Origin of the sequence: Roseovarius sp. MMSF_3298, from assembly GCF_030733705.1 — a bacterium.
Classification (GTDB): Bacteria; Pseudomonadota; Alphaproteobacteria; order Rhodobacterales; family Rhodobacteraceae; genus Roseovarius; species Roseovarius confluentis.
In genome coordinates, this window is the sequence record NZ_JASHIN010000021.1 from 32,342 (window position 1) to 58,402 (window position 26,061).

The following is a 26,061-nucleotide window of genomic DNA, read 5'->3' on the forward strand; positions in this document are numbered from 1 at the left end:
TGGCAAGCCGGGTCAGAGCGGGCGCGCGGGCGGCACGGTGGGAGATTTGAGCCGCGCCTCGCGCCAGGCCAGAAGGGCCGCGCCGGAGAGGATGGTCAACGCGCCGAGGACAGATATCGCATCGGGCAGGACAGAGAACACGGCGGCATCGTAGAGCGCGGCGAAGACAAGCGTCGCATAGAAGAAGGGGGCGACGAAGCTGGCATCGGCGCGGGCCAGCGCGTTGACGAAGCAGGTTTGTGCGGTGGCCATCAGCAGGCCGATCCCGGCGAGGGCGGCCCATTGCGCCGGGCTGGGTGCGGCCCAGACGAAGAACGCCGCCGCACTGGCGATGAGGCAGCCGAAGCCGTTGTTGATCAGCAGGATCTGCAGGGGGCGTTCGCGGCCCGAGAGGAACTTGATCGCGATAAGCTCGGCCCCGAGGCAGGCAGCGGCGGCGAGGGCAAGTAGCGCGCCGGGCTCGATCGTGCCGCCGCCGGGGCGGGTCAGTATGAGCGCGCCGCAAAGGGCGATGGCGGCGGCGGTCCAGCGGACGGGGCCGACTTTCTCACCAAGGATGGGAATGGCCAGCATCATGCCGAAGACCGGGTTCAGGAAGCTGATCGCGGTGGCGTCGGACAGCGGAATGAAGGCGGCGGCGGCGAACATCAGGGTGACGCCGCCCCAGCCGAGGCCCGAGCGCAGAAGGTGGAGGTGCAGGGCCGGGCGCACGATGGGGAACCGCGTGGCGGCGGCGAAGGACGATATGGCGATGAACGCGAAGAGGAACCGGCCCTGGCTGATCTGCAGCGGATGCAGCGCGGGGCCGAGCGCGTCGGTGCCGAGCGCCTTGGCCAGGAGCGTGCATCCCGCGATGAAGGCTGCGGCGGCAAGGGTCAGGAGCGCGGCGGCGCCGGGGTTCTGGACGGGCGGTGTCATCGCCTGTCCAGTGGCAGGCGGGCGGGAGAAACTCAAGCGCCATATCGGAGCGCGCAGAAAACACTTTGCGCGGGGCGCGGAACCGGCTATGTCAGCGCGCATGATCGAACGCCGCACAAATATTCGGAGCCGACGCCGCCGCACCTGCGCCTGACGTCCCGCTCGCCTGTTCGATCCATCCGGTGCCGGAGCGCACCAAACCCTTTCCACCATTGACGAACGCCCTGCCATACGGCACTCAAAGGGCTTCCATACTTGAGGATACCACAGATGATCCCCTCCGTTCTGCCGACGTATAATCGTGCACCGCTCAGCTTTGTCAAAGGCGAGGGCGCCTGGTTGATCGAGGCGGATGGTCGACGTTTTCTGGACCTTGGCGCGGGCATCGCGGTGAACGCGCTGGGCCATGCGCACCCGGCGCTGGTGGCGGCGTTGACCGAGCAGGCGGGGGCGCTGTGGCACACCTCGAACCTCTACCAGATCCCCAAGCAGCAGGAGTTGGCCGACAAGTTGGTGGCCGAGACCTTTGCCGACACGGCCTTCTTCTGCAATTCGGGCACCGAGGCCTGCGAACTGGCGGTGAAGATGTGCCGCAAGTATTTTCATGACAAAGGCCAGCCGGAGCGGACCGACATCATTGGCTTCGAGGGCGCGTTCCACGGCCGGTCCAGCGCGGGGATTGCCGCTGCCGGGTCGGAGAAGATGACCAAGGGGTTCGGGCCGCTCTTGCCGGGATTCAAGCATGTGCCGTTCGGCGATCACGACGCGTTGCACGCCGCCATCGACGACAACACGGCTGCGATCCTGCTGGAGCCCGTGCTGGGCGAGGGCGGGATCAAGCCGGTGCCCGATCAGTGCCTGAAAGGGCTGCGCGATCTGTGCGACGAGACGGGCATCCTGCTGATATTCGACGAGGTACAGTGCGGGATGGGCCGGACCGGCAAGCTGTTCGCGCATGAATGGTCCGGGGCCACCCCGGATATCATGATGGTTGCCAAGGGCATCGGCGGGGGCTTTCCGCTGGGCGCGGTGCTGGCCACCGAGGATGCGGCCAGCGGGATGACGGCGGGCACGCATGGCTCGACCTATGGCGGCAACCCGTTGGGCTGTGCCGTTGGCTGCGCGGTCATGGACATCATCGCCGATCCCGAATTCCTGGCCGAGGTGAACCGCAAGGCGGGCCTGTTCCGGCAGAAGCTGGAAGGCTTGGTCGCGGCGCATCCGGAGGTATTCAAGGGCGTGCGCGGATCGGGCTTGATGCTGGGGCTGGAATGTGTGGCGACCAACACCGACGTGGTGGCCGCCGGCTATGACGCCGAGGTCGCGGTGGTCCCGGCGGCGGAGAACGTGGTGCGCCTGTTGCCGCCGCTGATCATCTCGGACGACGAGATCGGCGAGGCGGTGGCGCGGCTGGACAAGGCCGCGACCGCGGTGAAGACGGCCCTGGCCGAGGCATGAGGAGCGGACCGATGCAGCATTTTCTGGATATTCACACCACCGACGCGGGCGAATTGCGCGGGATCATCGACGGGGCGCGGCACATGAAGACTGCCCGCGAGGGCCGTCCGCGCGGCGCGGCCGATGACGAGCAACCACTGGCGGGCCGGATGGTGGCGCTGATCTTCGAGAAGCCGTCGACGCGGACGCGCACCAGTTTCGACGTGGGCGTGCGCCAGATGGGCGGCGAGACGATGGTGCTGTCGGGCGCGGACATGCAGCTGGGCCATGGCGAGACCATCGCCGACACCGCGCGTGTGATGAGCCGTTACGTGGACCTGATCATGATCCGGACCTTCGACGAAAGCGTGCTGCAGGAGATGGCCGAATATGCCGACGTGCCGGTGATCAACGGGCTGACCGACCGCACGCATCCCTGCCAGATCATGGCGGACGTGATGACCTACGAGGAACATCGCGGACCGATCAAGGGTAAGAAGGTGGTCTGGGCCGGAGATGGCAACAACGTGTGTTCATCCTTCCTGCATGCGGCGGGACAGTTCGGGTTCGACATGACATTCACCGGGCCGGCGCAGCTGGACCCGGAGGAGGAATTCGTCGGGCTGGCGCGCAAGGCGGGCAGCACGATCACCATCGAGCGCGACGCGGCCAAGGCCGTGGAGGGCGCGGACCTGGTGGTGACCGATACCTGGGTCAGCATGCACGACAGCCAGTCGAGCAAGGAACGCCGCCACAACATGCTGCGCCCCTACCAGGTGAACGCGGAGTTGATGAAGCACGCCAAGGACGACGCGCTTTTCATGCATTGCCTGCCCGCGCATCGCGAGGAAGAGGTGACGAGCCCGGTGATGGACGGGCCGCATTCGGTCGTGTTCGACGAGGCCGAGAACCGCCTGCACGCGCAGAAAGCGATCATGCGCTGGTGTCTGGGCGTCTGACGCCGGTGCGAAGGAGCGCGTTTCACGCGCGCAGGTTTGTCTCGTCGTTGCCCTTGCGGGCAAAGCCTCGGGGGGCGTCTGGCGGGCGTGACGCGTCAGGGCACGGTCAGGCGGCCTTGCGAAAGGCGGGGCTGCCTTCGGCGAGAGTATTTCTGCCAAGAAAAAGGGCGCGCCGTGGGAACCTCCCCGGACCGCCTGGTCGGGTTCCTTGGCATCCGGTGCGGGGCGGTCTACGCTGGCCGTGAAGCATAGGAGCGGACATGGCAGGCGGTTTCGCACAGATCGGCGTTTACGGGCTGGGGACAATGGGCAGCGCCCTGGCGCTGAACATGGCCGAGAAGGGCTTCGAGGTGGCGGTGACCAACCGCGAAGCCGACTGGATCAGCGATTTTGTCGATGAGGCCGGGCCGCTGGCCGCGCGGTTGCATCCGCATGAAAACTTGCGCGATTTCGTGGCCGGGCTGAAGACGCCGCGGGTGATGCTGTTCATGATCCCGTCCGGCAAGCCCATGGATGCGATGATCGAGGAGGTGGCCCCCTTGCTGGAGGAGGGCGACACGATCATCGACGGCGGCAATGCCGATTTCCACGACACGCGGCGACGCGCGAAGGCGCTGGCGGAGAAAGGTCTGCATTTCGTCGGCATGGGGGTGTCGGGCGGCGAGCAGGGCGCGCGGCACGGGCCGTCGATGATGGTGGGTGGCAGCGACCACAGCTGGGATCAGTTGCGCGACGTGTTGCGGGCAATCGCGGCGCGGTATGAAGATGACCCGTGCGTCGATCACCTTGGCCCGGACGGGGCGGGGCATTTCGTCAAGACCGTGCATAACGGCATCGAATATGCCGACATGCAGGTGATCGCCGAGATCTATGGCCTGTTGCATTACGGCTGTGTCTGGTCGCCGGCGCAGATCGGGGCGCTGTTTTCCAGTTGGAACGACGGCGCGCTGAAATCCTACCTCGTGGAGATCACCGGCGAACTGTTGGCCTATACCGATCCGGCGACGGGGCATCCGGTGGTGGATGTCATCAAGGATGCCGCGGGACAAAAGGGTACGGGGCGCTGGACCGTGGTGGAGGCCGTTCGCATGGGCCAGGCCGCGGCCATGATCGAGGCAGCGGTGGGCGCGCGCGCTTGGTCGTCGGAGAAGGACACGCGCATCAAGGCGCAGGAATTGCTGGGCGGCGAGCGCGGTCTGCTGTCCCTCGACGAGGACATCCTGGCAGAGGCGTTCATGGCGGCGCGGGTTCTGTGCTATGCGCAGGGGTTTCGCGTGCTGGAGGCGGCATCGCAGGAGTATGAGTGGGCGCTCGATTACGCCCGGATCGCCGAGGTCTGGCGGGCGGGCTGCATAATCAGATCTGTTCTGCTGGACGATATCTCGGAGGCGTTTCGCGAGGATCTGCCGCACGGGCAGTTGTTCCTGTCGCCGCGTTTCGCGGAGATCCTGAAACGGACCGTGCCGGCGCTGCGCAAGGTCGTTGCGGAGGCTGTGGCGCATGGCCACGCGATCCCGGCGCTGTCGGCGGCGCTGCAATGGTACGACAGTATGCGTCAGGGCTATGGCACCGCCAACATCATCCAGGCGCAACGGGATTTCTTCGGCTATCACGGCTTCGCGCGGCTGGGACAGGACGGCAAGTTTCACGGGCCGTGGTGGGATTGATCCTTATGCCCGAAGGGCACGCGTCTCGAGCGACGGCACGGTCGAGACGCCCTGAAAGACCGGCGCGCCTGAGGGTCAGCCTGTCAGGCTGTTGAGCACGAAGAAGATGACCGCGGACATTACTGCGGCGGCGGGGACCGTGATGACCCAGGCGGCGACGATGGTCATGAAATGGCTGCGGCGCACCAGCTTGCGGCGGCGGCGTTCCTCGGGGGCGAGGCGCTTGCCCGTGCCGCCGGTTGTCAGCCCTTTCTGAAGGCGGCGTTCCATGTACCATTCGCGGAAGAAGCCGACGCCGAAGACGCCGCCCACCGCGATATGCGTGGAGCTGACCGGCAGGCCCAGCCAGCTGGCGACGATGACGGTGATGGCCGCCGACAGGGCGACGCAATAGGCGCGCATCGGATCGAGCTTGGTGATCTGGCTGCCGACCATGCGGATGAGCTTGGGGCCAAAGAGGAACAGGCCGAAAGAAATGCCGAAGGCGCCGATGATCATGACCCAGAGCGGGATCGCCACCTCGCCGGCAAAGCCGCCGGCCTCGGAGGCGTAGACGATGGCCGCGAGGGGGCCCACTGCGTTGGCGACGTCATTCGCGCCGTGAGCGAAGGACAGGAGCGCCGCCGAGATGATGAGCGGCAGGCCGAAGAGCGCCTTGAGCGAGCGGCGGCGGTTTTCCATTCCCTCGGACTGGCGCCGGATCAGGGGGATGGTCAGGGCGTAGATCGCTGCCCCGGTCGCCGCGCCGATCAGGAGGGCGGTGCCGATGTCGATCTTGACGATGCGTTTGAGGCCCTTCATGGCAAGGTAGGTGGCGAATGTGCCGGCCATGAGCCCCACAAGGATCGGCACCCAGCGGCGGGCGGCGGCGATCTTGTCTTCGCGATAGACAATCCGGGTCTTGATCAGGGCCAGGAAGCCGGCGGCGATGACCCCGCCCAGCACGGGCGAGATCACCCAGCTGGCGGCGATGGCGCCCATGGTCGGCCAGTTCACCGTGGCAAGGCCCGCGGCGGCGATGCCGGCGCCCATGACCCCGCCCACGACGGAGTGCGTGGTCGACACAGGGGCGCCGACCTTGGTGGCGAGGTTGACCCAGAGCGCGGCAGAGATGAGGGCGGCCATCATTGCCCAGATGAAGGTCTGTGCAGTCTGCATCCCCTCGGGGTCGATGATGCCCTTGGAGATGGTCGAGACCACGTCGCCCCCCGCCAGAAGCGCGCCCGCGCTTTCGCAGATCGCCGCGATGACGATCGCGCCGCCCATGGTGAGGGCGTTGGCCCCCACGGCGGGGCCCATGTTGTTGGCCACGTCGTTGGCGCCGATGTTGAGCGCCATGTAAGCGCCGAATGTCGCCGCGGCGATCACCACCATGTTGTTCGGAAAGGCCCCGAAGAACAGCGCCGCGCCAAGCCCCGCGATGACCATGAAAGCCAGTGCGATACCAAGCGAGACCAGCGGCCGCGAGACATAGGCCGTCGCGTATTCGATCTGGGAGATCCGCCCGAGATCCTTGTCGAGCGTCTTCCACTGGTTGTTCTGCGGGTTATCGGCCAACGGTCCCTCCCGGTCCGGTTCGGGGCAGAGCGCTAGCCGTTCTGGCGCGGCGGTTCAATGCCGCGATGTCATAAAACCGTTACATTTCCAGCAGAATGGACTTCAGACCCGGTTCCTGTACCATTTCAGCCGCATCGGCGGGGCTGACCCAGCGACGCTTGCGTTCGTCATGTTCTGGGTAGATATCGGCGAGCTGGTCGACGTGGACCTTGAAAACCTCGACCTCGACCGGGGCTTCATAGCCGCCGTCGAGTTGCTTGTCGTAGCCGAAACTGCCGACATGCCCTTCGATCTTGGCGCCCTTGCTGACACCGGCCTCTTCCCAGGCTTCCTGCAGCGCGGCCTCGGCGGCTTTCTTGCCCTCCATCGGCCAGCCCTTTGGGACAATCCAGCGGCCCGTGCCGCGGCTGGTGATCAAAAGAACCTGCGTGCCGTGCTTTTTACTGTTGCGGTAACAAAGAGCGGCCACCTGCAATTCCGGCGGGCGTCGCAGAATGGGTTGGAAAAGTTCCGTCCAGGCTTTTTTCATCGCTGTCGTCATGCCGCTGCTCTCAATATATTTGTTTTCTTTTAAGTATATACGTTTTTTGCCGCAGGAATCAACTTTTGGCTGTTGCAAAAGATGCAGTCTCAGCCTTGGCGGCGTTTGGCGCGCAGGGTCGGGTCGGCCTCGCGCGGGTTTTCGGGCCAGGGGTGCTTGGGATACTGCCCGCGCATGTCCTTGCGGACGTCTGCATAGGAGCTGTCCCAGAAGCCGGGAATGTCGAGCGTGGTTTGCACCGGGCGGCCTGCGGGCGACAGAAGGGTGACGCGCAGCGGCGTGCGGCCCACGGTGGGGTGGGTGGTCTGGCCGAACATTTCCTGCAGGCGCAGGAAAATTTCGGGATGGTCGCTGGAATAATCGATGGGGATGCGTCGACCGAGGGGCGTGGTGAAATGCGCCGGGGCGGTGGCGTCAACGCGCTGCATCTGGTCATAGGTCAGCCGCGCGCGCAGGGCGTCCAGCATGTCGAAGCGCTTCCAGTCGGCGGCGGTCTTGAGGCCGGTGATGTAAGGCAGGAGCCAGGTTTCGAGGTCTTCGAGGAGGGCGGCGTCTGACATGTCGGGCAGGTCCTCGCCCGCCTCGCGCAGCAGGGCGACGCGGGCGGCGAAGCGGCGGGCGGCGTCGGACCAGTTCAGGCCGAGGTCGCGGATGCCGTCGAGCATGGCACGGGCGATGGCGTCGTCAGGGGCGTCCTTCCACATGCGGTCGTCAAGAACCAGCGCGCCGAAACGTTCCTGTTTGCGGGTGGCGACGCGGCGGTCGCGGCGGTCCCAGTGGCAGACGTCGTGCCAGGCGATCTGATCGGCGAAGAGGGCGCGAAGCTCGGACTCGGAAAGCGCGACGGCCTGCCGGATGCGGGCCTCGCGCGGGTTGCCATCAAGGTCGGTGGCGACCAGCAGGCGTTGACCGGCGAGGGGGTCTTCGTCGGGCAAAAGCGCGCCCTTGCCGCCCGAAAGGACGAAGCGAGGGGCGTCCCCCTTGCGGCGCAGGCCGATGCGGTCAGGGTAGGCGAGCGCGGCGCATTCCGCGTCGGACATCCCGTTGGCCCGCGTCGATTTTGCCTGTGCCGCCAGGCGCTTGGCTTCGGCACGGATGCGCATCACCGCGCCGTGGTTGGCAGGGTGCGGGTGTCGGCCCTTGGGGTCGCGCAGGGTGGCCATGCGCAGGGTGAGGTCAACCGGGGCGCCGCGTGGCAGCGGGTCGCGGTCGGCCAGCAGGGCGGCGAGCAGGGCCGCGTCGGGCCCGGCCGTGCCCAGCATATGGGCTAGGCGGGGGTGCAGGGGGAGCTTCGCCAAAGCCTTGCCATGCTCGGTGATGCGGGCCTGTGCATCGAGGGCACCCAGCATCTGCAAGAGCGCCTGCGCCTCGGCATAGCTGCCGGGATTGGGCGGGGTGAGGAAGGGCAGGTCTTCGGGCGTGGCGCCCCAGAGCGCCAGTTCGAGGGCGAGGCCCGACAGGTCGGTCGCCTCGATTTCGGCTGGGGGATAGGCGGGCAGGGCGCCTTCCTCTCCCTTGGTCCAGAGGCGGTAACAGGTGCCTTCCGCGACGCGCCCCGCGCGGCCTGCGCGTTGCGTGGCCTCGGCGCGCGTGACGGGCTCGGTCACCAGCCGCGACATGCCGGAGCCGGGGTCGAACCGGGCGCGGCGGGACTTGCCGCCGTCGACCACCACGCGGATATCCTCGATGGTCAGCGAGGTTTCGGCGATGGAGGTCGCAAGGACCACCTTTCGGCCTTCGGACACGGGGGCGATGGCGGCGCGCTGGGCGGCGAAGTCCATCGCGCCGAAGAGCGGGCGGATTTGGCAGTCGGGCGGCAGGCGGTCCTTCAGCAGGGCCTCGGTGCGACGGATCTCGCCTTCGCCGGGGAGGAAGACGAGGACGCCGCCCGTGGTCTCGGACACGGCCTTGGTAACGAGGTCGGCAAGGGCCGCGTCCCACCTTGTTTTCTTAGGTATGGGCGCGTCGATGTGGCGGGTTTCGACCGGGAAGCTGCGGCCTTCGGAGGTGACGATGGGGGCCTGCATCAGCTCGGCCACCGGGGTGGCGTCGAGTGTGGCGGACATGGCCAAGAGCAACAGGTCGTCGCGCAGGGCACCGGCCACTTCGAGGCAGAGAGCAAGCCCGAGATCGGCGTTGAGAGAGCGTTCGTGGAACTCGTCGAAGATCACGGCGCCGATGCCGGTGAGTTCCGGGTCGGACTGGATGCGGCGGGTGAGGATGCCTTCGGTGACGACCTCGATCCGGGTCGCCTCGGAGACTTTGGCATCGCCGCGGACACGGTAGCCCACTGTTTCGCCTGTTTTTTCGCCCAAGGTGGACGCCATGCGCTCGGCGGCGGCACGGGCGGCGAGGCGGCGAGGCTCCAGCATGACGATGCGGCCTTGGGTGAGGCGGTCGGCCAGCATTTCCAGGGGCACGACGGTGGTCTTGCCCGCCCCGGGGGGCGCTTGCAGCACGGCGCGGCCGGTGTTGCGCAACGCGGTGAGAAGCGCCGGAATGGCGTCGTCGATGGGAAGCCTGTCGTGGGTCATGTCCCGCCTTATCGGCGATGCATCGACACTTTGCCATAGCGGGTGCGCACGACCACGGTGTCGGCGCGCATGGCGTTCCCCTGCGGGACATAGATGATCGACACCGGAGCGGCGCTGTGGCGCAGTTCGCTGGCGGAATAGCCGGCGATGCGGCGGTACTGCCCCGAGCATTGGACGCGTCCGCCATCGAGGGCCTTGCGGCTGGTAAGGCTGAGACGGGCGTGGCGGTGGCCGTCGTAAACGTCCGCGTTCAAGGAACAAAGCTGGTTCGGAGCCTGGTCGCGCAGGGCGGCATAGAGCGCCGTCAACGGGTCGTAGGCGCCGGGCAGGGTGCGTGGATTGACGGCGGGTGCGCTGCTGCCGGTGTCGCCTGTGACCCGCGTGGCGACGCCGCCGGAAAAAGAGATCTTGAGGTTGGTCGAGCGGCGGCCCTCGGAGGTGACCTCGGAATAGCTTCGCGGGACGAAACGATTGCCGGATTTGCCGCCGCTGGCGGACAGATCGAAGCTGGCCTGTTTCAGCGCGGAGAGTGCCCCCGTGGTGGCGAAGCGGGCGCGGGTGCTGTAGGCGCTGGCGGTTTCGTTGCTGGCCATGGCCATTTCGCCGACCTTGGCGCCGATCAGACGGACGTCGTAGCGGGCCTGGCTGCTGTCCGCGAGCGCGGTGGTCGCGCCGAGCGCGGTAAGAAGCGCCGCGAGGGCGACATAGGTTAACCGGATCTTGACTGTCACGTGCGGGCCTCTTGCATTGCATCCGTGGAAGGACATGGCGCAAGAACCAAAGTAACACGTTCAGCCCGGATTTCATCCCGGCATATGAAGTGGGTCCGTGCGGGAGTGTGGCGCGCAAGTGGTTACCATCTGGTAAACCGGCCCTGCGGTGCCGGGGGCTGTTGCGGTTGCTGGACATTTCCGGCCCGGCTGGGGCACAAGGCGGAAGGCCCTGACAGGGATCGCAATGCGGCGATCCGGACCGGAGGAGACGACGCGCGATGACCGATACCGAAAAGCTGGCCGAGCAGTTGGTGGCGCAGGAACGCCGCGCGCTGGCGCGGGCGATCACGCTGGTGGAAAGCGGGCGAGCCGATCACCGGGACGCGGCGCAGGCCCTGCTGGACCGGGTGGCGGGGCATGGAAAACAGGCCGTTCGCATCGGGTTGTCGGGCACGCCGGGGGTTGGAAAAAGCACGTTTATCGAGGCGTTTGGCATGATGTTGACCGGCAAGGGCCTGCGTGTGGCCGTGCTGGCGGTGGACCCCAGCTCGGCGCGGTCGGGCGGGTCGATCCTGGGCGACAAGACGCGGATGGAGCGGCTGAGCCGCGAGCCTGGTGCGTTCATTCGCCCCTCGCCCAGCCAGACGCATCTGGGCGGCGTGGCGCGGCGCACGCGCGAGGCGGTGACGCTGTGCGAGGCGGCGGGGTTCGACGTGGTGCTGATCGAGACCGTGGGCGTGGGACAGTCCGAGACGGTGGTGTCGGAGATGTGCGATTTGTTCCTGCTGCTGCTGGCCCCGGCGGGCGGCGACGAGTTGCAGGGGGTGAAGCGCGGGATCATGGAGATTGCCGATCTGATCCTTGTGAACAAGGCGGATGGCGATCTGAAATCGGCGGCGACAAGGACCTGCACCGACTATGCCGGCGCGTTGCGATTGTTGCGCAAACGGCCGCAGGATCCGGAGGGCTTTCCCAAGGCGATGATGGTGTCGGCCTTGCAGGACGAGGGGTTGAACGCGGCCTGGGACGAGATGAATGCGCTGGTCGACTGGCGCCGTGAGAACGGGCATTTCGATGCGCGGCGCGAGGAACAGGCGCGGTACTGGTTCGGCGAGGAAGTGAAGCGGGGCCTGATGGCGCAGCTGGAAACACCGGAGGCGCGGGCGCTTATGGAAGAGGGCGCCGAGGACGTGGCTGCGGGGCGCACGGTGCCCAGCGTGGCGGCGCAGCGGGTGTTGGACCGGCTTAGCGAATCAAAGGGTTAATCGGGCCGGCGTGGCGAAATCGACGTCGGTATCTCGTCGGTATTCGGGTGGTATTGCGACGGTGCGGTTGTCGCGGGAGCGGTGGTTAACCGAGCGTGCGTGGTTAAGGGGTGGTTAACGCAGGGCGCGTGGGTTTTCACCCACCCTACGCGGTTTGGGTGGCGGGGTGAAGATAGCCCTGCGCGATTTGGGTGGGTGAAGTCGTAGGGTGCGTGGTGGGGTGGAACCCCACCCTACGAGGTCCCGGATCACGTCCGGGACGGGCGCGTGGCCGGTGGCGTCAGAGGTCCACGCGGGTGACGGTGTAGCCCTTGTCTTCGAGCAGCCTGAGGATGCCCACCTCGCCCGGCAGGTGGCCGGCGCCCACGGCGATGAGCACATGCTCGCCCGGCGCGACCTGCGACTCCAGCCGGTCGATCCAGCCCAGGTTGCGTTTTTCCAGCAGCAGGTCCTCGACCATGGCAAAGCCCTCGGCGCCGGCCTCGCCGCCGTACTCCTCGGACACGTAGCGCGAGAACACCAGCGTCAGGGCGATCTCTTCTGCAAGGTAGCGTTCGCGGATCGTATAGGACAGATCGTTCATGTCGCCGGGCCAGGCGAGCGACATGCGGATCATCTCGATCTGGTCGTCCATCGGGAAGCTGTCGAGCAGGGTCAGCAGGTCGTCGAAATCCTCGAGCGAGCGGGTGGGGTTGCCGGCCTCGGCGGCGCGGTCGCCGACCAGCATGTCGATGCCCTTGGCCTCGAACGCGCCGGACTGCGCCTCGCAGGGGCCGATGCCGAGCATCATCCCGGCCCAGAGCGGCTTGAACTTGGCGGCCATGAAGCCGGGGATCATCCGGGCCTGCATCTCGGCGCGGTAATGCTGCCAGTCTTCCTCGCCCAGAAGGTCGGGCAGGGTGGGGCCCTCGGTGATGAACATGAGCGACGGGTTTTCGGCCATCGCCCGCTGCATCGCCATCTGGTCATCGTTGGAGATTTCCAGGTAGATCTTGTCGGCGTCCTCGATCATCGGCGCCAGGCGGTCGAGATGGGCGTCGGTCAGGCGGTGCTTGAAGTGGTAGGTGCCGAAAATGTCGATCACCGTGTCGCCGCGCGTGGCCTGCCACAAAAGCCCCTCGGCATAGGGCATTGCATCTGCTTCTTTGCGAAGGGTTTCGAGGGTTTCGGCGGGCAGCGCGTCGATCAGGTCGGCGCCGCCGCAGGTGTCGCCCAGGGTGTCTTGCGCGGCGGCGGGCAGGGCGAAGCCCAGCGCGAAACACAAGGGGGCCAGCAGCGAGGTGCGCAAAGTTTTCATCATCTGACCCCTTGTTTCACGTGCTTGAAACAAGATGTAGAGGGGCAGGGCGAGGTGCGCAACAACGCCCCGCGCCTGACGACGCAAAATTTTCCCAGACTCATGTTGACAGCTTCGTGATCGCTCCTTAGCTATGCGCCGTTAGCACTCGACTACGGTGAGTGATAACGGTCTCCGCAGGGGGGCCTGAGGGAAACTTGATAGCCAAGGAGCAAAAGCTATGGCATTCAAACCGCTGCATGACCGCGTGCTTGTACGCCGCGTTGAGAGCGAAGAAAAAACCGCTGGTGGGCTGATTATCCCCGACAGTGCCAAGGAAAAACCCAGCGAAGGTGAAGTCGTTGCTGTTGGCGATGGCGCCCGCAAGGATAACGGCGAGCTGATCGAGATGGCCGTTTCCGTCGGCGACCGCATCCTGTTCGGCAAATGGTCGGGCACGGAAATCACGATCGACGGCGAAGAGCTGCTGATCATGAAAGAAAGCGACATCCTAGGTGTGACGACCGACGCGAAGGCCGCGCAAGCCGCCTGAACGCCACGGATCGTATCCTAAGCTGACCAACCAATTAAGACATCAGGAGCGACTTATATGTCTGCAAAAGACGTGAAATTCGATACCGATGCCCGCAACAAGATGCTGCGCGGCGTCAACGTCCTGGCCGATGCGGTCAAGGTGACCCTTGGCCCCAAAGGCCGTAACGTGGTTCTGGACAAATCCTTCGGCGCGCCGCGCATCACCAAGGACGGTGTGTCGGTTGCCAAGGAAATCGAACTGGAAGACAAGTTCGAGAACATGGGCGCGCAAATGGTGAAAGAAGTCGCCAGCCGCACCAATGACGAAGCCGGCGACGGCACCACCACCGCGACCGTGCTGGCCCAAGCCATCGTCAAAGAAGGCATGAAGGCCGTGGCCGCGGGCATGAACCCGATGGACCTCAAGCGCGGCATCGACCTTGCCACCAGCAAAGTCGTCGACGCGATCAAGTCCGCCGCACGCGAAGTCAACGACTCGGCCGAAGTGGCGCAAGTCGGCACCGTGTCGGCCAACGGCGAAGCCGAGATCGGCCAGATGATCGCGGACGCGATGCAGAAGGTCGGCAACGAGGGTGTCATCACCGTCGAGGAAAACAAAGGCCTCGTCACCGAGACCGACGTCGTTGAAGGCATGCAGTTCGACCGTGGCTACCTGAGCCCGTACTTCGTGACCAACGCCGACAAGATGACCACCGAGCTGGAAGACTGCATGATCCTGCTGCACGAGAAGAAACTCTCGTCGCTGCAGCCGATGGTGCCGCTGCTGGAGCAAGTCATCCAGTCGCAGAAACCGTTGCTGATCATCGCGGAAGACGTGGAAGGCGAAGCGCTGGCGACCCTCGTGGTCAACAAGCTGCGCGGTGGCCTGAAGATCGCCGCCGTCAAGGCGCCGGGCTTTGGTGACCGTCGCAAGGCCATGCTGCAGGACATCGCGATCCTGACGGGCGGCCAGGTGATTTCCGAAGACCTGGGCATGAAGCTGGACAACGTCACGATGGACATGCTTGGCCAGGCCAAGAAGGTGTCGATTACCAAGGACGAAACCACCATCGTCGACGGTGCTGGCGAGAAGGCCGAGATCGAAGCACGGGTCAGCCAGATCCGCACGCAGATCGAGGAAACCACCAGCGACTATGACCGCGAGAAGCTGCAAGAGCGTGTTGCCAAGCTGGCTGGCGGCGTTGCCGTCATCCGCGTGGGCGGCATGACCGAGGTCGAAGTGAAAGAGCGCAAGGACCGTGTCGATGACGCGCTGAACGCGACCCGCGCGGCCGTTCAGGAAGGTATCGTCGTGGGCGGTGGTGTCGCGCTTGTCCAAGGTGCGAAGGCGCTGGACGGCGTCGAGGGTGCCAACAGCGACCAGAACAACGGTATCGCCATCGTTCGCAAGGCGCTTGAAGCGCCGCTGCGCCAGATCGCGGAGAACGCGGGCGTTGACGGTTCGGTTGTTGCGGGCAAGATCCGTGAATCGGACGACCTGAAGTTCGGCTTCAACGCGCAGACCGAAGAATATGGCGACATGTTCAAGTTCGGCGTGATCGACCCCGCGAAGGTCGTGCGCACCGCACTGGAAGACGCCTCTTCGATCGCCGGTCTGCTGATCACGACCGAAGCGATGGTTGCCGACAAGCCGCAGAAAGAAGGCGCCGGCGGCGGTGCTGGCGGCGGCATGCCCGACATGGGCGGCATGGGCGGCATGATGTAAGGTTTTCGCATCCGCGAAAACCGATGCCCGGCGGGCGTTTGGCGAAAGCCTGATGTCTGACGGGTGCCGCAAGGAAAAAGAGGGGCCGTCCCGTTGGGGCGGCCCTTTTTTTTGGCAGTGTTGAAGCCTCGGGCACGGCCTGAAAAAGCGTGCGGCTCGCACCATGTGTACATACCCTCCCGTAGACATCCGCGGGAGGAATGTATTGTCCCGGAGGTCTGCTGTGCGGGACATAGCGAGCTTTCGCTGCGGTTGTCTTGCCGAAGGTTCCGCGAAAACAAGGCGCAGCTGCACGCGATGGCAATCTGGTCGCTGACGAGGCTGGCCGAGGTGGCGGCCACGGGCCCGATGGTCCGCGCCATCCCCGCGGCCATCCGACGCCCACGAGCGCCACCGGAATGCGCGTAAAGATGTTCCGGGCCCAATCTGCATGAAATCGGCAAGACAGAGGTGTGTGCCTGTGCAAAAAAACGCCGACGCCAAGTTACGACGCGACCGCTTCCCGGCCTCATCCGCACACATGCAACCGTCTGCGCGACCACATACGCCGCTCGACGCGGATATAGCTTGTACAGCGGGAAAGTTAATGCAATTTTGCCGCCTCTGGGCACGTTTCTTGGGGAGTGTCGGCCCAATGAACGGATGCTGCAAACCACAAAGCCTGACAGGCTACAGCCGGGAGAACACCTAGTATGTCGGAAACATTCAGTGGATTTTATGACGTCATTGACCTGGGTGGTGGAACGTTCCAAATCACCTCGGGGTATGACGCAACCAGCACCACGTTCACTGACACCGCGGACGGAGCAGACGACGGCTCCGTAGCGGTCGGAGACCCGATAACTGCCACTGTCGGCGGTTCTTTCGTTGAAACGCTGATCGGCACGGTTCCGGGCGCCGGTGTCCTGACGCAAACTGGCTTCTCAGGGGAAATTCTCTATTCGACCAATGACTCCAGTTTGAGCATCGGGGACACGATCAGCGTCAACCAAACGGCTGACTACACGTTCTGCTTTCTTGCTGGTACGTTGATCGCGACCCCCAAGGGCGAGGTCCCTGTCGAAACCCTGCGACGTGGCGACCCGATCATGACCGCCTCGGGTCAGGTGGTGTCTGTCAAATGGGTTGGTTACCAGAAAATCCACAACAGCATGTTCACATCGGAAACGCGCGCGCCGGTCTGTGTCTCTGCCGGCGGCTTGGGTGGTGGTCTTCCCCATGGTGACCTGTTTCTGACTGCCGATCACGGATTGATCTTGGACGGCTTGGTGATCAATGCGGGGGCGCTGGTCAATGGCGTGACCATCCGTTCCGTACCGCTCGCCGAGATGCCCGAGACATTTGTCTATTACCATATCGAGACCGAGGGGCACGAGATCATCCTGGCCAATGGTGCTGCCTCGGAGACATTCATCGACTACGCCACGCGGCAGTCTTTTGACAATTATGCAGAGTATGTCGCGCTATTTGGCGAAGAGCCGGTTATTTCCGAGATGGATATTCCCCGTATTTCCGCGGCACGGCTTGTGCCTCCGGGGACTCGTGCAAGGCTGGCGGGCGACGTCGCAGCCTGAGCAAACACAATCGCGCGAAGGTTGTGGCGCCGCGCGTGGCGACAGAACTGAGCGTGACAGGTCAGACGCGGGCCTTGGGGCGCACGATATGAAAGCTGCCGCTCATGTAGGTGAGCGGTTTCTCCCCGGCGTCGGAGATGCCTGTGACATCGCCGATGCAGATCGCGTGGCTGCCATGGACGTGGCGGTGCGTCAGGCTGCAGGAAAACGCCGTGGCGCGGGGCAGAAGGGGGCCGTATTCGGTATCGAACACTTCGACCCCTTCGAACCGGTCCGGGCGTTCGGCATCGAACGAGCCTGCGAAACGCCGGGCGAGGTCGTCGGCATCCTCTGGCAGGATGTTGACGCAGAAAGCGCCGTTGGCCGAAACCGCGCGGGCGATGGTGCTGTCCGCCTTGAGGCACACCAGCACCGACGGGGGGTCGGCGGACAGCGACGTGAAGGCGCTGACCGTCGCGCCGGCACGCCCTGAGGGGCCGTCGGTGGTGACGACGGTGACCGTGGCGGCCACCTGTCGCATGGCCCCTATGAATGCGTCGCGCGCGGTGGTCATAGTATGTCCTTCTGGCCGGAACCCGTCCTGTTCCGAGTGTTCCATAAGCTGGCATCTCCGGCCGGGATGTCAATGGCGGACGCCGTCGTCGGGAGCAATTGCGCTGAGGCCGCTTTCGCCGTATCAGGGCGGCCATGAACGAGACCTCCAATGCCATTGCGATCATGCCTTATGACGTCCGGCCGGGCCTGCGGCCGGGGCGGGTGCGCCTTGACGCGCTTCTCTGGCCGATGGGGCGGCCCGAAAGGCTGGCGGGTGCGGAGCGGACGGTGCGCGATCTTGGGCCGGACGATCACCTGGTGGTCTTCACGTCGAGCCTGCTCTATCGCCGGCCCTGGCTTGGCACGCGGGCGAAGGTGTCGGTGATGATACTTGAGCCGGAAGCCATTCATGGCGACCACATGCAGAAGCTGCGCCGCCAGTACGCGCGGTTTCACAAGGTGCTAACTGCCAATGCCGACCTGCTGGCCGCGATCCCCAACGGGGTGCTTTTTCCGCAGGGCATTACCTGGGTCGGGGACCGGACGAAGCTGGACCTGACGAAAACGAAGGCCTGCAGCCTGATCGCGTCGGCCAAGCGGTCGCAGGAGGGACATGCGCTGCGCCATACGATGGTGGATTACGTCCGCGCCGAAGGGCTGGACGTGGACGTGATGGGCGGCGGGTATCAGCCGTTCGAGCGCAAGGCCGACGGGCTGGCGCCCTATCGCTTTTCGCTGGTGATCGAGAACGTGCGGGAGGTGAATTACTTCACCGAAAAGCTGATCGACGCGGTGCTGTGCAAATGCGTGCCGATCTACTGGGGTTGTCCGAATATCGCGGACTTCATCGATACCTCGGGCATGATCGTTTGCGAGAGCGAGGCGGAATTGAAGGCTGCGATGCAGGACCTGTCGGAAGAGCGTTATGCCGCGCTGTTGCCCAGGCTGGAGGAAGCGATGCCGAAGGCGGAGATCTATGGCGAGTTGTATGAGCGCGCGGCGCGGGCGGTTGTGGGGGACTGAGGTTCCGGCCCTATACCGTCGCGGTCGAGGCGGGGGCGGTCGCCACCCCAGGGGCTGACGCTCGCCTTCGTCGTGACCAGCAGCAAAGTTCGAATAGCCGACACTGGCGCGCCAACCAGTACGGGCCGCCCCAACAAGGGAGGGCCCGGTTTTTCAAACGCCCGGCAGATCAGCCCGCGATGAGGCCCATCTGTTCGAGCTTCAGCACCACCTGGTGGGCGCAGTTGTCGACATCGACATTTTCGGTCTCGACGCGCAGTTCGGGATTTTCGGGCACGTCGTAGGGGTCTGAAATGCCGGTAAACTCCTTGATCTTGCCTTCGCGGGCCAGCTTGTAGAGGCCTTTGCGGTCGCGGCGCTCGCATTCCTCGATCGAGGTGGCGACGTGGATCTCGACGAAGGCGCCGAAGTTTTCGACGTCTTCGCGCACCGCGCGGCGCGTGGCAGCATAGGGCGCGATGGGGGCGCAGATGGCGATGCCGCCGTTCTTGGTGATCTCGGAGGCGACATACCCGATGCGGCGGATGTTGAGGTCACGGTGCTCTTTCGAGAAGCCGAGTTCCGAGCTGAGGTTCTTGCGGACGATATCGCCATCCAGAAGCGTCACCGGGCGGCCGCCCATTTCCATCAGCTTGACCATCAGCGCGTTGGCGATGGTCGACTTGCCCGAGCCGGAGAAGCCGGTGAAGAACACGGTGAAGCCCTGCTTGGCCCGCGGCGGGCGGGTGCGGCGCAGTTCGGTCACGACCTCGGGGAATGAGAACCATTCGGGGATTTCCAGGCCTTCCTGCAGGCGGCGGCGCAGTTCGGTGCCCGAGATGTTCAGGATGGTCACGTCGTCCTTGTCCTCGATCTCGTCCATCGGCTCGTACTGGGCGCGTTCCTGCACGTAGACCATGTGCTTGAAGTCGACCATCTCGATGCCGATCTCGTCCTGGTGCTCGCGGAAGAGGTCCTGGGCGTCGTAGGGGCCGTAGAAATCCTCGCCGGCCGAGTTCTTGCCGGGGCCGGCGTGGTCGCGGCCGACGATGAAGTGGGTGCAGCCGTGGTTCTTGCGGATCAGGCCGTGCCAGACGGCCTCGCGCGGGCCGGCCATGCGCATGGCGAGGTTCAGCAGCGACATGTTGGTGGTGGAGGCGGGGTACTTGTCGAGCACGGCCTCGTAGCAGCGGACGCGGGTGAAGTGATCGACGTCGCCCGGCTTGGTCATGCCGACGATGGGGTGAATGAGCAGGTTGGCCTGTGCCTCTTTCGCGGCGCGGAAGGTGAGTTCCTGGTGCGCCCGGTGCAGGGGGTTGCGGGTCTGGAAGGCGACGACCTTGCGCCAGCCCATCTTGCGGAAGAAGGCGCGCAGTTCATTGGGCGTGTCGCGGCGGGCGCGGAAATCGTAATGCACGGGTTGCTGGATGCCGGTGACCGGACCGCCGAGATAGACGGGGCCCGCGGTGTTGTGCAGGTAGTTGACCGCCGGGTGGGCGGAATCGTCGGCGCCGAAGACCTTTTCGGCCTCGTGCGATTTGTCGGGCGACCAGCGGTCGGTGATGGTCATGGTGGCGAGAATCACGCCTTCCTGGTCGCGCAGGGCGATGTCCTGGCCGGGCTCGATGCTGTCGGCGAAATCCTGGGAGACGTCGAGCGTGATGGGCATGGGCCAGAGCGTGCCGTCGGCCAGGCGCATCGTGTCGACCACGGAGTTATAATCTTCCTCGGTCAGGAAGCCCTTGAGCGGGCTGAAACCGCCGTTCATCAGCAGTTCGAGGTCGCAGATCTGGCGCGGGGAGAGATCCCAGCTGACGAGATCGGCCGCTTCGACCTTCAGTTTCTGGGCGCTTTCGTAGGAGACGAAAAGCTCGGGAATGGGGGCGAGGTTGTTCTGCACTAGTCTGGTCCTGTGTTTGAGGGGGTCGAGCCCGCTTCGCGTGCCGGTCAGTTCGGCATGAAGCGCGTCGTATTCGGCGAATTTCCGGGCGAGGAAGTCGTCGGTGAGGCGCAGCATTTCCGTCGCGCCGCGGGAGGTGAGCGCATAGGCGAAACGCTGGCGCTTGTCGGGGCCGGAGCGGTCGCCGATCTTGACGAAGCCGGCCTCTGTCGCCTGGCGGAGCAGGGCGTTAAGGCGGCCAAGGGACACGTCGAGCGCCGCCGCGAGTGAGCGCTGCGAGGCCTCGGACGACCTGTCCAGCTGCCGCAGGAGGCGGAAGAGGAGGTCCCGGTCGGGAAGGCCTTGTTTAGCATCATGCGCGGTCATGCGGCGACTCAAAGTGTGTTCACGCGTGAACACATATGGCAGGCGACCTGCGTTGTGAACCCCTTTCGGGCCGAAAACACTAAAGTTGCGGATATGTTGCGCGAAGCGCCGCCGGTTTTACTCCGCAGCGGACATCGGTGCGGTGGCGGCCCGGGCCTGCCGGACCTCATCGTGCAGCCATGACCGGAAGGTTTGGATCATCGGATCGTTCGCGCGCGCCTCGGCGCAGGTCACGGAATAGATCACGTCGGGCATGGTGTCGGTGTCGAAGAGCCGCACCAGGCGTCCCGAGGCCAGCGTGCCCTGCACCATCGCATCGAATGCCATGGCCACGCCGTGGCCCTGTTCGGCGGCGGTGGTGGCCAGTTCGCAATTGGGAAAGGTGGGGCCGGCCGGCAGGTCGGGCGAGCGGAGGCCTGTGGCGGCGAACCACTCTGCCCAGGAGTCGTCGGTTTCGTCATACATCAGGCGCAGTCGCAGCAGATCCTGCGGGCTGCGGATGTTCTCCCGTTCCTTGAGGTCGGGGCGGATCACCGGATAGCGGCTGGAGGTCATCAGCGGTTCGGTGTGAACGCCGGGGTGGTGCGCGTCGCGCCATTGGATCACCACGTCGCTGTCATTGGACGAGAAATCGATGTCGGGCGCGCCGGTCGAAACGCGCAGGCGGATCCGGTCGCCGAAGGAGAGCCCGCCGAGGCGTGGCACCAGCCAGCGGGCTGCAAAGCCGGGCGTGCAGAGCACGCGCAACGGTTTGTCCCCGGCCTCGCGTACCGACCGGGTGCTGTCGTCGAGCAGGTCCAGAAGGCCGGTGAGCTTGCCCGCGTAGGCGCGGCCCGTCAGCGTCAGGTCCATCCGGTTTCCGCTGCGTTCGAACAGCGCGGTGTCGAGATACTCTTCAAGTGCGCGGATCTGGTGGCTGACGGCAGAAGGCGACAGGCACAGCTCTTCGGCTGCGTGCTTGAAGCTTTTGTGGCGCGCGGCGGCCTCGAACGCCTTGACCGCGGCGAAGGGGGGCAGGTGCCGTCCCATGGCAGATGAATTTCCTTCACGGGCACATGAAAAATGGCCTTTTGCGCCGGGGCGCGACCGCAGCTTAGCATTTTAGGGACATCAATCCAAATCCCGAGAGGAGGTTGCCATGCGCATCCTGTCCCGAGCCGGCCCATGGTCGGCGCGTACCGGCCTTTTCTGTCTTGTTCTCAACGCGTTTTGCGGCGTCGCTTGGGCGGCGGATCTGCTGGCCTGGCGCGAGGCGAAAGCGATGCCGGAACTGGTGGAGCATATGGAAGTCTGGCTGGACCGGCATACGGATTTGCCACGGCGGGCGGTGGCGCCAGAGATCCGCCTGACGTCGCAGGCCACGGTGGCGCGGCTGGCGCCGATGCGGGCGGCCTCGGAATCATCGCGTACACGCGGGCTTTACGATCCAGATAGCGAGACGATCTGGCTGGTGCGGCCGTGGAGTGCGAAGAACCCGTATGACGTGAGCGTCCTGTTGCACGAGCTGGTGCATCACCGGCAGGCGGCGCATGGGCATTGGTATTGCGCGGGGGCGCAGGAGTTGCCGGCCTACCGGGCGCAGCAGGCATGGCTGAATGCCTTGGGGCTGGAGCCGGATGTGAATTGGGTCGCGGTGGTCCTGGAGGCGGGATGCGCGCCGCGTGACATTCACCCGGAGTGAGTGTCACGTGGGTTTTTACCCAACCTACGGTGCGGGGCATTGAGTGGGGACGTCCCGCTATTGGGTAGCTCAGGCTTGCGGGACGTAGGCCTCGGGGGCGGGCGCGTCCTCGGGGAGTTCGGCGATGAACTTCTCGGCATCCAGCGCGGCCATGCACCCCATACCGGCAGACGTCACGGCCTGGCGGTAGATATGATCGGTCAGGTCCCCCGCGGCGAACAGGCCGGGGATCGAGGTGCGGGTGGAGCCGGCCTCGACCTTGACGTAGTCGCCGTGATGCATCTCGACCTTGCCCTTGACCAGCTCGTTTGCCGGGGCGTGGCCGATGGCGATGAAAACGCCCTTGCAGGGAATTTCCTGCGTCTCGCCGGTCTTGGTGTGCTTGACGCGCACGCCGGTGACGCCCTTGGGATTGTCGTCCCCCAGCACCTCGTCGAGTTCGTGGAACCACAGGGGCTCGATCTTGGGGTGTTTGAGCAGACGGTCCTGCAGGATCTTTTCGGCGCGCAGTTCGTCGCGGCGGTGGATGAGCGTGACCTTGGAGGCGAAATTGGTCAGGAACAGCGCCTCTTCGACGGCGGTGTTGCCGCCGCCAACCACGACGATCTCGTCGCCGCGGTAGAAGAAGCCGTCGCAGGTGGCGCAGGCCGACACGCCGAAGCCCTTGAACGCGTCCTCGGACGGCAGGCCGAGCCACTTGGCGCGCGCGCCGGTGGCGAGGATCACGGCGTCGGCGGTGTAGGTGTTGCCGCTGTCGCCCTTGGCGACGAAGGGGTGCGCATCGACGTCGAGCGACGAGATGATGTCGCCCACGATCTCGCAGCCCATGGCCTTGGCGTGGGCTTCCATGCGAACCATCAGGTCGGGGCCCTGTACCTCGGTGTCGCCGGGCCAGTTCTCGACCTCGGTGGTGGTGGTCAGCTGGCCGCCGGGTTCGATGCCCTGAACGAGTATGGGTTCCAGCATGGCGCGGCTGGCATAGACACCGGCGGTATAGCCCGCGGGCCCCGAGCCGATGATCAAAACCCTGGTGTGACGTGTTTCGGCCATGTCCGATCCCCCTTGATCCGTGAAGCGGGGCATGCGACGCCCCGTCTGAGTCTGGCCAGATATAACGGGGCCGGGCGGGGGTGTGTAGCCCCGCAAGGCCGGTATGCGGGAATCGGGACGACATTTTCTGTCTCGAAAGGATATTGCGCTATTGCGAAACAATATTGCGTGTGGCGGTGGCGGTGCTATAACAATCGCGAAACTCACGGGAGGATGAGATGCCTGCGACCCGCCTTGACGACATCGACCGCATGATCCTGGCCGAATTGCAGGCGGATGGACGCATGACCAACGTCGAACTGGCCCGCCGGGTGGGCATTTCGGCGCCGCCCTGCCTGCGCCGAGTGCGCACGCTGGAGGAGCAGGGGTACATCAAGGGCTACCACGCCGACGTGGACGCGCGCGAGTTGGGATTCGAGGTGCAGGTCTTTGCCAGTGTCGGGCTGGTGAGCCAGGCGGAGGCAGACCTGAGCGCGTTCGAGTCGCGGTGCCGGGAGTGGCCGCTGGTGCGCGAGTGTCACATGCTGAACGGTGAGGTGGATTTCATCCTGAAATGCGTGGCGCCCGATCTGAGCACTTTTCAGAGCTTCCTGACCGGCGAGCTGACGGCGGCGGAGAACGTCGCGTCGGTGAAGACCTCGCTGGTCATACGCTGTGCCAAGGACGAACCGGGCGTGCCGTTCGAGATCCTGGAAGAGCGGCTGAGCCGGTCGGCCTGAGCGGCGCTCAGAAGCCGCAGTAGTCAGAGCCGTAATAGCGATAGCGGAACGGGTTGCGGTCGAGCACCTCGATATCCTCGCGGTTCGACACTGCGATGACGGCATTGTTGGCGCCCATGAGGCCATAGCCGGCATCCTGGTAGATTTTCAGCAGCTGCGCCTCGGTCAGGACGCAGGCGTTCACCTCGAAGATGTAGCGGACGAAATCGTCGGGGTCGTTTTCGCGCGGCGGGGGGCGGTCGTTTGCGGCGGCGGTCTGGGCAAGCACGAGCATGGCAAGGCAGGTCAGGTGAAAATGGCGCATTTGGAAATCCGTTTTGGCTCAATGAGCGGAGTTTGCGCCGTTTGCCGAGTCGCTGCAAGCGGGCAGGCCCGCGCCTATTCGATCTTGAGTACGTGGTACATGTCGCGCGTCAGCAGGAGCTGACCGTCGATCACCTCCCACAGGTGCATGTAGCGGCCGACGATGCGCTGTTCGCCCACCATGACGACGGTTTCGCCGATTTCGACCGCGCTGGTGTCGAAGGCGCGGATGTCGAAGGTCTTGAACTGCAGGTCGCGCGCGCCGGCGGCGAAGGCTTGGGCGTAGTGCTGGGTGATGGCTTCGCGCCCGAGGATCGAGGCTTCGCCGGGTGGCAGGAGGGCCGCGTCGGGGGCGTAGAAGCCGGCGAGGCTTTCGGCGTCCTGCGCGTTGTAGGTGGCGACGAAGGCTGTCATGCGGGCGATGACGGGATTGTCCTGGGCCTTGGCCGGGAGGGTCACAATCAGGGCAGCGGCGAGGGCGAGGCAGGTGGTGAGGCTGATCGCGAACAGGCGGGGCATGGGCAAAGACTTTCTTCTGGAAATGGAACGGGCGGTCAGGGCGTGCCGTCACGATAGCGATGTTGCGCGCATCGGCGCAACGGGGGCGCGTCCGACGCGGGGTCAGAGGTGTTTCGTCAATCCGGCGATCCAGCCCGGGGCGTCGCGGGCATCGACCACGGCCTCGCGGATCAGCCAGTCCATGTGGCCCGACAGCAGCTTCAATCGCGACGGTTCGCGGAAGGCGAGGTAGAAGCGGCCCACGTAGATCACGCCCATGAGCGGGCCGAAGAGGGTAACGGGCGCCGAAAACAGGTTGTGCGCGTCGAAGAGGTTGAGGCGCAGGGACGGAAAGAACGTTTCGGCTTGTTCAACGAGATGCAGGATCTGTTCGCGACGCGCGTCGCGGTCGAGTCCCTGCCAGTAGCCGGTGCCGCGGGCGAAGGCCTCGAGCTCGTGCCGGGGCATGGCGATTTCGTACTCGGTCGCCTCGCGCCGAAGCCAGTCGAGATTGTCCTGCATGGCGCGCACGGCCTGGCCCGGCGTCTTGCCGAGAAAGGCGGCATATTCCCAGCGCATCACCGCCTCGGTCTTGAGCATGTCGGGCAGGGTGGCCGGGACGTGGCGGATCTTGTACCCGCTGGCCTCTCGGTGCCAGTCGAGCAGCTGGGCGTCGGCGGATGTGCGGTCGGCCTCGGTCATGCTGAGGGCGGCCTCGATCACGTCACCGGGGCGTTCGGGGCGATCGGTGAGTCCGAGCAGCCAGTCGGAACTGACCCCGAGCGCCTCGGCGCAGCCGGCGGCGAGATGAGCGTTGGGCATGCGGGCGGCTTCGGTATCGAGCAGTTGCGACACGGTGGAGCGGCTGACGCCGGTCTGGCGCGCCAGCGCGCTGAGATTGGTGCCGGTCATCGTCATGGCGCCGGTAAGCCGGTCGCGGAAGATCGTGGCGCGGGCCTGTTTGTTCATATCAGTGCTTGTTGTCCATGTTTGTGGACATCTATCAGGTTTGTTAAGCAAAGACAGAATACAGCACAAGGCGCTGCGATGCTAGTTGAAGGGCAGACGAGAAACGTGACGCGGCAAGGGAGCTTGGGATATGGACACGAAAAAACGCACGCTGGCCAAGGCGACAACCTGGCAGGCGCTGGGCCTGTTGGTGATGACGTTGATCGGGTTTTTCATGACAGGATCGGTGGCCGAGGGCGGCGCCTATGCAATGATCACGGCGACGATCGGTTTCGTCACTTTCTTTCTGCACGAACGGGTCTGGGCCGGAATCGGCTGGGGCCGGTCCTGAGCGGGCC

The 26,061-nt window shown here is 65.2% G+C and carries 24 protein-coding genes and 1 pseudogene; 12 read left to right on the top strand and 13 right to left on the bottom strand.

Annotation, left to right across the window (positions count from 1 at the left end; translation table 11 throughout):
- Nucleotides 1–12 precede the first annotated feature (12 nt).
- Nucleotides 13–918, bottom strand: a complete 906-nt coding sequence (locus RBB18_RS17045) for a DMT family transporter (RefSeq protein ID WP_274593056.1) — start codon at nt 916–918, stop codon at nt 13–15.
- Between the two features lie 270 nt (nt 919–1,188).
- On the opposite strand from RBB18_RS17045, the gene RBB18_RS17050 reads away from it, so the two are divergent.
- From RBB18_RS17050 to gndA, 3 genes are all read left to right on the top strand, one after another.
- Nucleotides 1,189–2,376, top strand: a complete 1,188-nt coding sequence (locus RBB18_RS17050) for an aspartate aminotransferase family protein (protein ID WP_306111644.1) — start codon at nt 1,189–1,191, stop codon at nt 2,374–2,376.
- A gap of 11 nt (nt 2,377–2,387) precedes the next feature.
- Nucleotides 2,388–3,314: an ornithine carbamoyltransferase gene (gene argF, locus RBB18_RS17055; protein WP_306111643.1), complete on the top strand. Its 927-nt coding sequence runs from the start codon at nt 2,388–2,390 to the stop codon at nt 3,312–3,314.
- Between the two features lie 260 nt (nt 3,315–3,574).
- Nucleotides 3,575–4,981 (top strand): NADP-dependent phosphogluconate dehydrogenase, encoded by a 1,407-nt coding sequence (gene gndA / locus RBB18_RS17060; protein WP_306111642.1) that lies wholly within the window; start codon nt 3,575–3,577, stop codon nt 4,979–4,981.
- Nucleotides 4,982–5,056: 75 nt separating this feature from the next.
- On the opposite strand, the gene RBB18_RS17065 is transcribed toward gndA, so the two are convergent.
- The 4 genes from RBB18_RS17065 to RBB18_RS17080 form a co-directional block, all read right to left on the bottom strand.
- A complete protein-coding gene (locus tag RBB18_RS17065; protein ID WP_274593052.1) occupies nt 5,057–6,538 on the bottom strand; it encodes an inorganic phosphate transporter in 1,482 nt (493 codons plus the stop codon).
- Nucleotides 6,539–6,617: 79 nt separating this feature from the next.
- Nucleotides 6,618–7,157 carry an NUDIX hydrolase gene (locus RBB18_RS17070; protein WP_342749719.1) on the bottom strand — a complete coding sequence of 180 codons (540 nt, stop codon included), beginning with the start codon at nt 7,155–7,157 and terminating at the stop codon, nt 6,618–6,620.
- A gap of 11 nt (nt 7,158–7,168) precedes the next feature.
- Nucleotides 7,169–9,613 (bottom strand): ATP-dependent helicase HrpB, encoded by a 2,445-nt coding sequence (gene hrpB / locus RBB18_RS17075; RefSeq protein ID WP_306111641.1) that lies wholly within the window; start codon nt 9,611–9,613, stop codon nt 7,169–7,171.
- A gap of 8 nt (nt 9,614–9,621) precedes the next feature.
- The gene (locus tag RBB18_RS17080; protein WP_306111640.1) at nt 9,622–10,344 is read right to left on the bottom strand and encodes a DUF3108 domain-containing protein; all 723 of its coding nucleotides are present in this window, start codon (nt 10,342–10,344) and stop codon (nt 9,622–9,624) included.
- A gap of 260 nt (nt 10,345–10,604) precedes the next feature.
- Here RBB18_RS17080 and meaB point away from each other — a divergent pair, with 260 nt between their 5' ends.
- The gene (meaB, locus tag RBB18_RS17085) at nt 10,605–11,591 is read left to right on the top strand and encodes a methylmalonyl Co-A mutase-associated GTPase MeaB (protein WP_103763299.1); all 987 of its coding nucleotides are present in this window, start codon (nt 10,605–10,607) and stop codon (nt 11,589–11,591) included.
- A 280-nt stretch (nt 11,592–11,871) separates the two neighbouring features.
- Here meaB and RBB18_RS17090 read toward each other — a convergent pair whose 3' ends face one another.
- Nucleotides 11,872–12,888: a TraB/GumN family protein gene (locus RBB18_RS17090; protein WP_306111639.1), complete on the bottom strand. Its 1,017-nt coding sequence runs from the start codon at nt 12,886–12,888 to the stop codon at nt 11,872–11,874.
- 220 nt (nt 12,889–13,108) lie between these two features.
- Between RBB18_RS17090 and groES the strand changes: the two genes are divergently transcribed.
- The 4 genes and pseudogenes from groES to RBB18_RS17110 all read left to right on the top strand — a co-directional run bounded on the left by groES (nt 13,109) and on the right by RBB18_RS17110 (nt 16,701).
- Nucleotides 13,109–13,420: a co-chaperone GroES gene (gene groES, locus RBB18_RS17095; protein WP_103763300.1), complete on the top strand. Its 312-nt coding sequence runs from the start codon at nt 13,109–13,111 to the stop codon at nt 13,418–13,420.
- Between the two features lie 57 nt (nt 13,421–13,477).
- Entirely contained in the window at nt 13,478–15,127 is a 1,650-nt protein-coding gene (gene groL / locus RBB18_RS17100; RefSeq protein WP_103763301.1) for a chaperonin GroEL, read from the top strand.
- Nucleotides 15,128–15,376: 249 nt separating this feature from the next.
- A pseudogene (locus tag RBB18_RS17105) lies at nt 15,377–15,535 on the top strand (IS1380 family transposase); the annotation flags it as partial.
- Nucleotides 15,536–15,819: 284 nt separating this feature from the next.
- The gene (locus RBB18_RS17110; RefSeq protein WP_306111638.1) at nt 15,820–16,701 is read left to right on the top strand and encodes a Hint domain-containing protein; all 882 of its coding nucleotides are present in this window, start codon (nt 15,820–15,822) and stop codon (nt 16,699–16,701) included.
- Between the two features lie 61 nt (nt 16,702–16,762).
- On the opposite strand, the gene RBB18_RS17115 is transcribed toward RBB18_RS17110, so the two are convergent.
- A complete protein-coding gene (locus RBB18_RS17115) occupies nt 16,763–17,254 on the bottom strand; it encodes a flavin reductase family protein (protein WP_103763450.1) in 492 nt (163 codons plus the stop codon).
- A 134-nt stretch (nt 17,255–17,388) separates the two neighbouring features.
- Here RBB18_RS17115 and RBB18_RS17120 point away from each other — a divergent pair, with 134 nt between their 5' ends.
- Nucleotides 17,389–18,258, top strand: coding sequence for a glycosyltransferase family 10 domain-containing protein (locus RBB18_RS17120; RefSeq protein ID WP_274593046.1), 870 nt, complete (start codon nt 17,389–17,391; stop codon nt 18,256–18,258).
- A gap of 169 nt (nt 18,259–18,427) precedes the next feature.
- Here RBB18_RS17120 and RBB18_RS17125 read toward each other — a convergent pair whose 3' ends face one another.
- Together RBB18_RS17125 and RBB18_RS17130 are read right to left on the bottom strand one after the other, a co-directional pair.
- On the bottom strand, nt 18,428–20,503 hold the full coding sequence (locus RBB18_RS17125) for a bifunctional sulfate adenylyltransferase/adenylylsulfate kinase (RefSeq protein ID WP_306111637.1): 2,076 nt from the start codon (nt 20,501–20,503) through the stop codon (nt 18,428–18,430).
- Nucleotides 20,504–20,620: 117 nt separating this feature from the next.
- Complete coding sequence (locus tag RBB18_RS17130; RefSeq protein WP_306111636.1) at nt 20,621–21,532, bottom strand: LysR substrate-binding domain-containing protein; 912 nt, start codon at nt 21,530–21,532, stop codon at nt 20,621–20,623.
- Nucleotides 21,533–21,641: 109 nt separating this feature from the next.
- On the opposite strand from RBB18_RS17130, the gene RBB18_RS17135 reads away from it, so the two are divergent.
- Nucleotides 21,642–22,184: a DUF6647 family protein gene (locus RBB18_RS17135; RefSeq protein WP_306111635.1), complete on the top strand. Its 543-nt coding sequence runs from the start codon at nt 21,642–21,644 to the stop codon at nt 22,182–22,184.
- Between the two features lie 69 nt (nt 22,185–22,253).
- On the opposite strand, the gene trxB is transcribed toward RBB18_RS17135, so the two are convergent.
- On the bottom strand, nt 22,254–23,234 hold the full coding sequence (gene trxB / locus RBB18_RS17140; protein ID WP_103763451.1) for a thioredoxin-disulfide reductase: 981 nt from the start codon (nt 23,232–23,234) through the stop codon (nt 22,254–22,256).
- Nucleotides 23,235–23,452: 218 nt separating this feature from the next.
- Between trxB and RBB18_RS17145 the strand changes: the two genes are divergently transcribed.
- Nucleotides 23,453–23,953 (top strand): Lrp/AsnC family transcriptional regulator, encoded by a 501-nt coding sequence (locus RBB18_RS17145; RefSeq protein ID WP_103763307.1) that lies wholly within the window; start codon nt 23,453–23,455, stop codon nt 23,951–23,953.
- 7 nt (nt 23,954–23,960) lie between these two features.
- Here the strand turns inward: RBB18_RS17145 and RBB18_RS17150 are convergent, their stop codons facing one another.
- The 3 genes from RBB18_RS17150 to RBB18_RS17160 form a co-directional block, all read right to left on the bottom strand.
- Nucleotides 23,961–24,257 (bottom strand): hypothetical protein, encoded by a 297-nt coding sequence (locus RBB18_RS17150; protein WP_306111634.1) that lies wholly within the window; start codon nt 24,255–24,257, stop codon nt 23,961–23,963.
- A 74-nt stretch (nt 24,258–24,331) separates the two neighbouring features.
- Nucleotides 24,332–24,775, bottom strand: coding sequence for an SgcJ/EcaC family oxidoreductase (locus RBB18_RS17155; RefSeq protein WP_103763309.1), 444 nt, complete (start codon nt 24,773–24,775; stop codon nt 24,332–24,334).
- Nucleotides 24,776–24,877: 102 nt separating this feature from the next.
- Nucleotides 24,878–25,723, bottom strand: a complete 846-nt coding sequence (locus RBB18_RS17160; RefSeq protein ID WP_306111633.1) for a helix-turn-helix domain-containing protein — start codon at nt 25,721–25,723, stop codon at nt 24,878–24,880.
- 130 nt (nt 25,724–25,853) lie between these two features.
- Here RBB18_RS17160 and RBB18_RS17165 point away from each other — a divergent pair, with 130 nt between their 5' ends.
- On the top strand, nt 25,854–26,054 hold the full coding sequence (locus RBB18_RS17165; protein WP_103763311.1) for a DUF2061 domain-containing protein: 201 nt from the start codon (nt 25,854–25,856) through the stop codon (nt 26,052–26,054).
- Nucleotides 26,055–26,061: the final 7 nt, after the last annotated feature.

What these genes read in the sequence shown, in the direction of transcription:
- RBB18_RS17165 (WP_103763311.1), top strand. Translation starts at nt 25,854, where the DNA reads ATGGACACGAAAAAACGCACGCTGGCCAAGGCGACAACCTGGCAGGCG.
- trxB (WP_103763451.1), bottom strand. Translation starts at nt 23,234, where the DNA reads ATGGCCGAAACACGTCACACCAGGGTTTTGATCATCGGCTCGGGGCCC.
- RBB18_RS17130 (WP_306111636.1), bottom strand. Translation starts at nt 21,532, where the DNA reads ATGGGACGGCACCTGCCCCCCTTCGCCGCGGTCAAGGCGTTCGAGGCC.
- RBB18_RS17045 (WP_274593056.1), bottom strand. Translation starts at nt 918, where the DNA reads ATGACACCGCCCGTCCAGAACCCCGGCGCCGCCGCGCTCCTGACCCTT.
- RBB18_RS17160 (WP_306111633.1), bottom strand. Translation starts at nt 25,723, where the DNA reads ATGAACAAACAGGCCCGCGCCACGATCTTCCGCGACCGGCTTACCGGC.
- RBB18_RS17120 (WP_274593046.1), top strand. Translation starts at nt 17,389, where the DNA reads ATGAACGAGACCTCCAATGCCATTGCGATCATGCCTTATGACGTCCGG.
- RBB18_RS17125 (WP_306111637.1), bottom strand. Translation starts at nt 20,503, where the DNA reads ATGACCGCGCATGATGCTAAACAAGGCCTTCCCGACCGGGACCTCCTC.
- RBB18_RS17155 (WP_103763309.1), bottom strand. Translation starts at nt 24,775, where the DNA reads ATGCCCCGCCTGTTCGCGATCAGCCTCACCACCTGCCTCGCCCTCGCC.
- RBB18_RS17115 (WP_103763450.1), bottom strand. Translation starts at nt 17,254, where the DNA reads ATGACCACCGCGCGCGACGCATTCATAGGGGCCATGCGACAGGTGGCC.
- groL (WP_103763301.1), top strand. Translation starts at nt 13,478, where the DNA reads ATGTCTGCAAAAGACGTGAAATTCGATACCGATGCCCGCAACAAGATG.
- RBB18_RS17110 (WP_306111638.1), top strand. Translation starts at nt 15,820, where the DNA reads ATGTCGGAAACATTCAGTGGATTTTATGACGTCATTGACCTGGGTGGT.
- groES (WP_103763300.1), top strand. Translation starts at nt 13,109, where the DNA reads ATGGCATTCAAACCGCTGCATGACCGCGTGCTTGTACGCCGCGTTGAG.
- RBB18_RS17135 (WP_306111635.1), top strand. Translation starts at nt 21,642, where the DNA reads ATGCGCATCCTGTCCCGAGCCGGCCCATGGTCGGCGCGTACCGGCCTT.
- hrpB (WP_306111641.1), bottom strand. Translation starts at nt 9,613, where the DNA reads ATGACCCACGACAGGCTTCCCATCGACGACGCCATTCCGGCGCTTCTC.
- RBB18_RS17150 (WP_306111634.1), bottom strand. Translation starts at nt 24,257, where the DNA reads ATGCGCCATTTTCACCTGACCTGCCTTGCCATGCTCGTGCTTGCCCAG.
- gndA (WP_306111642.1), top strand. Translation starts at nt 3,575, where the DNA reads ATGGCAGGCGGTTTCGCACAGATCGGCGTTTACGGGCTGGGGACAATG.
- argF (WP_306111643.1), top strand. Translation starts at nt 2,388, where the DNA reads ATGCAGCATTTTCTGGATATTCACACCACCGACGCGGGCGAATTGCGC.
- meaB (WP_103763299.1), top strand. Translation starts at nt 10,605, where the DNA reads ATGACCGATACCGAAAAGCTGGCCGAGCAGTTGGTGGCGCAGGAACGC.
- RBB18_RS17090 (WP_306111639.1), bottom strand. Translation starts at nt 12,888, where the DNA reads ATGAAAACTTTGCGCACCTCGCTGCTGGCCCCCTTGTGTTTCGCGCTG.
- RBB18_RS17050 (WP_306111644.1), top strand. Translation starts at nt 1,189, where the DNA reads ATGATCCCCTCCGTTCTGCCGACGTATAATCGTGCACCGCTCAGCTTT.
- RBB18_RS17145 (WP_103763307.1), top strand. Translation starts at nt 23,453, where the DNA reads ATGCCTGCGACCCGCCTTGACGACATCGACCGCATGATCCTGGCCGAA.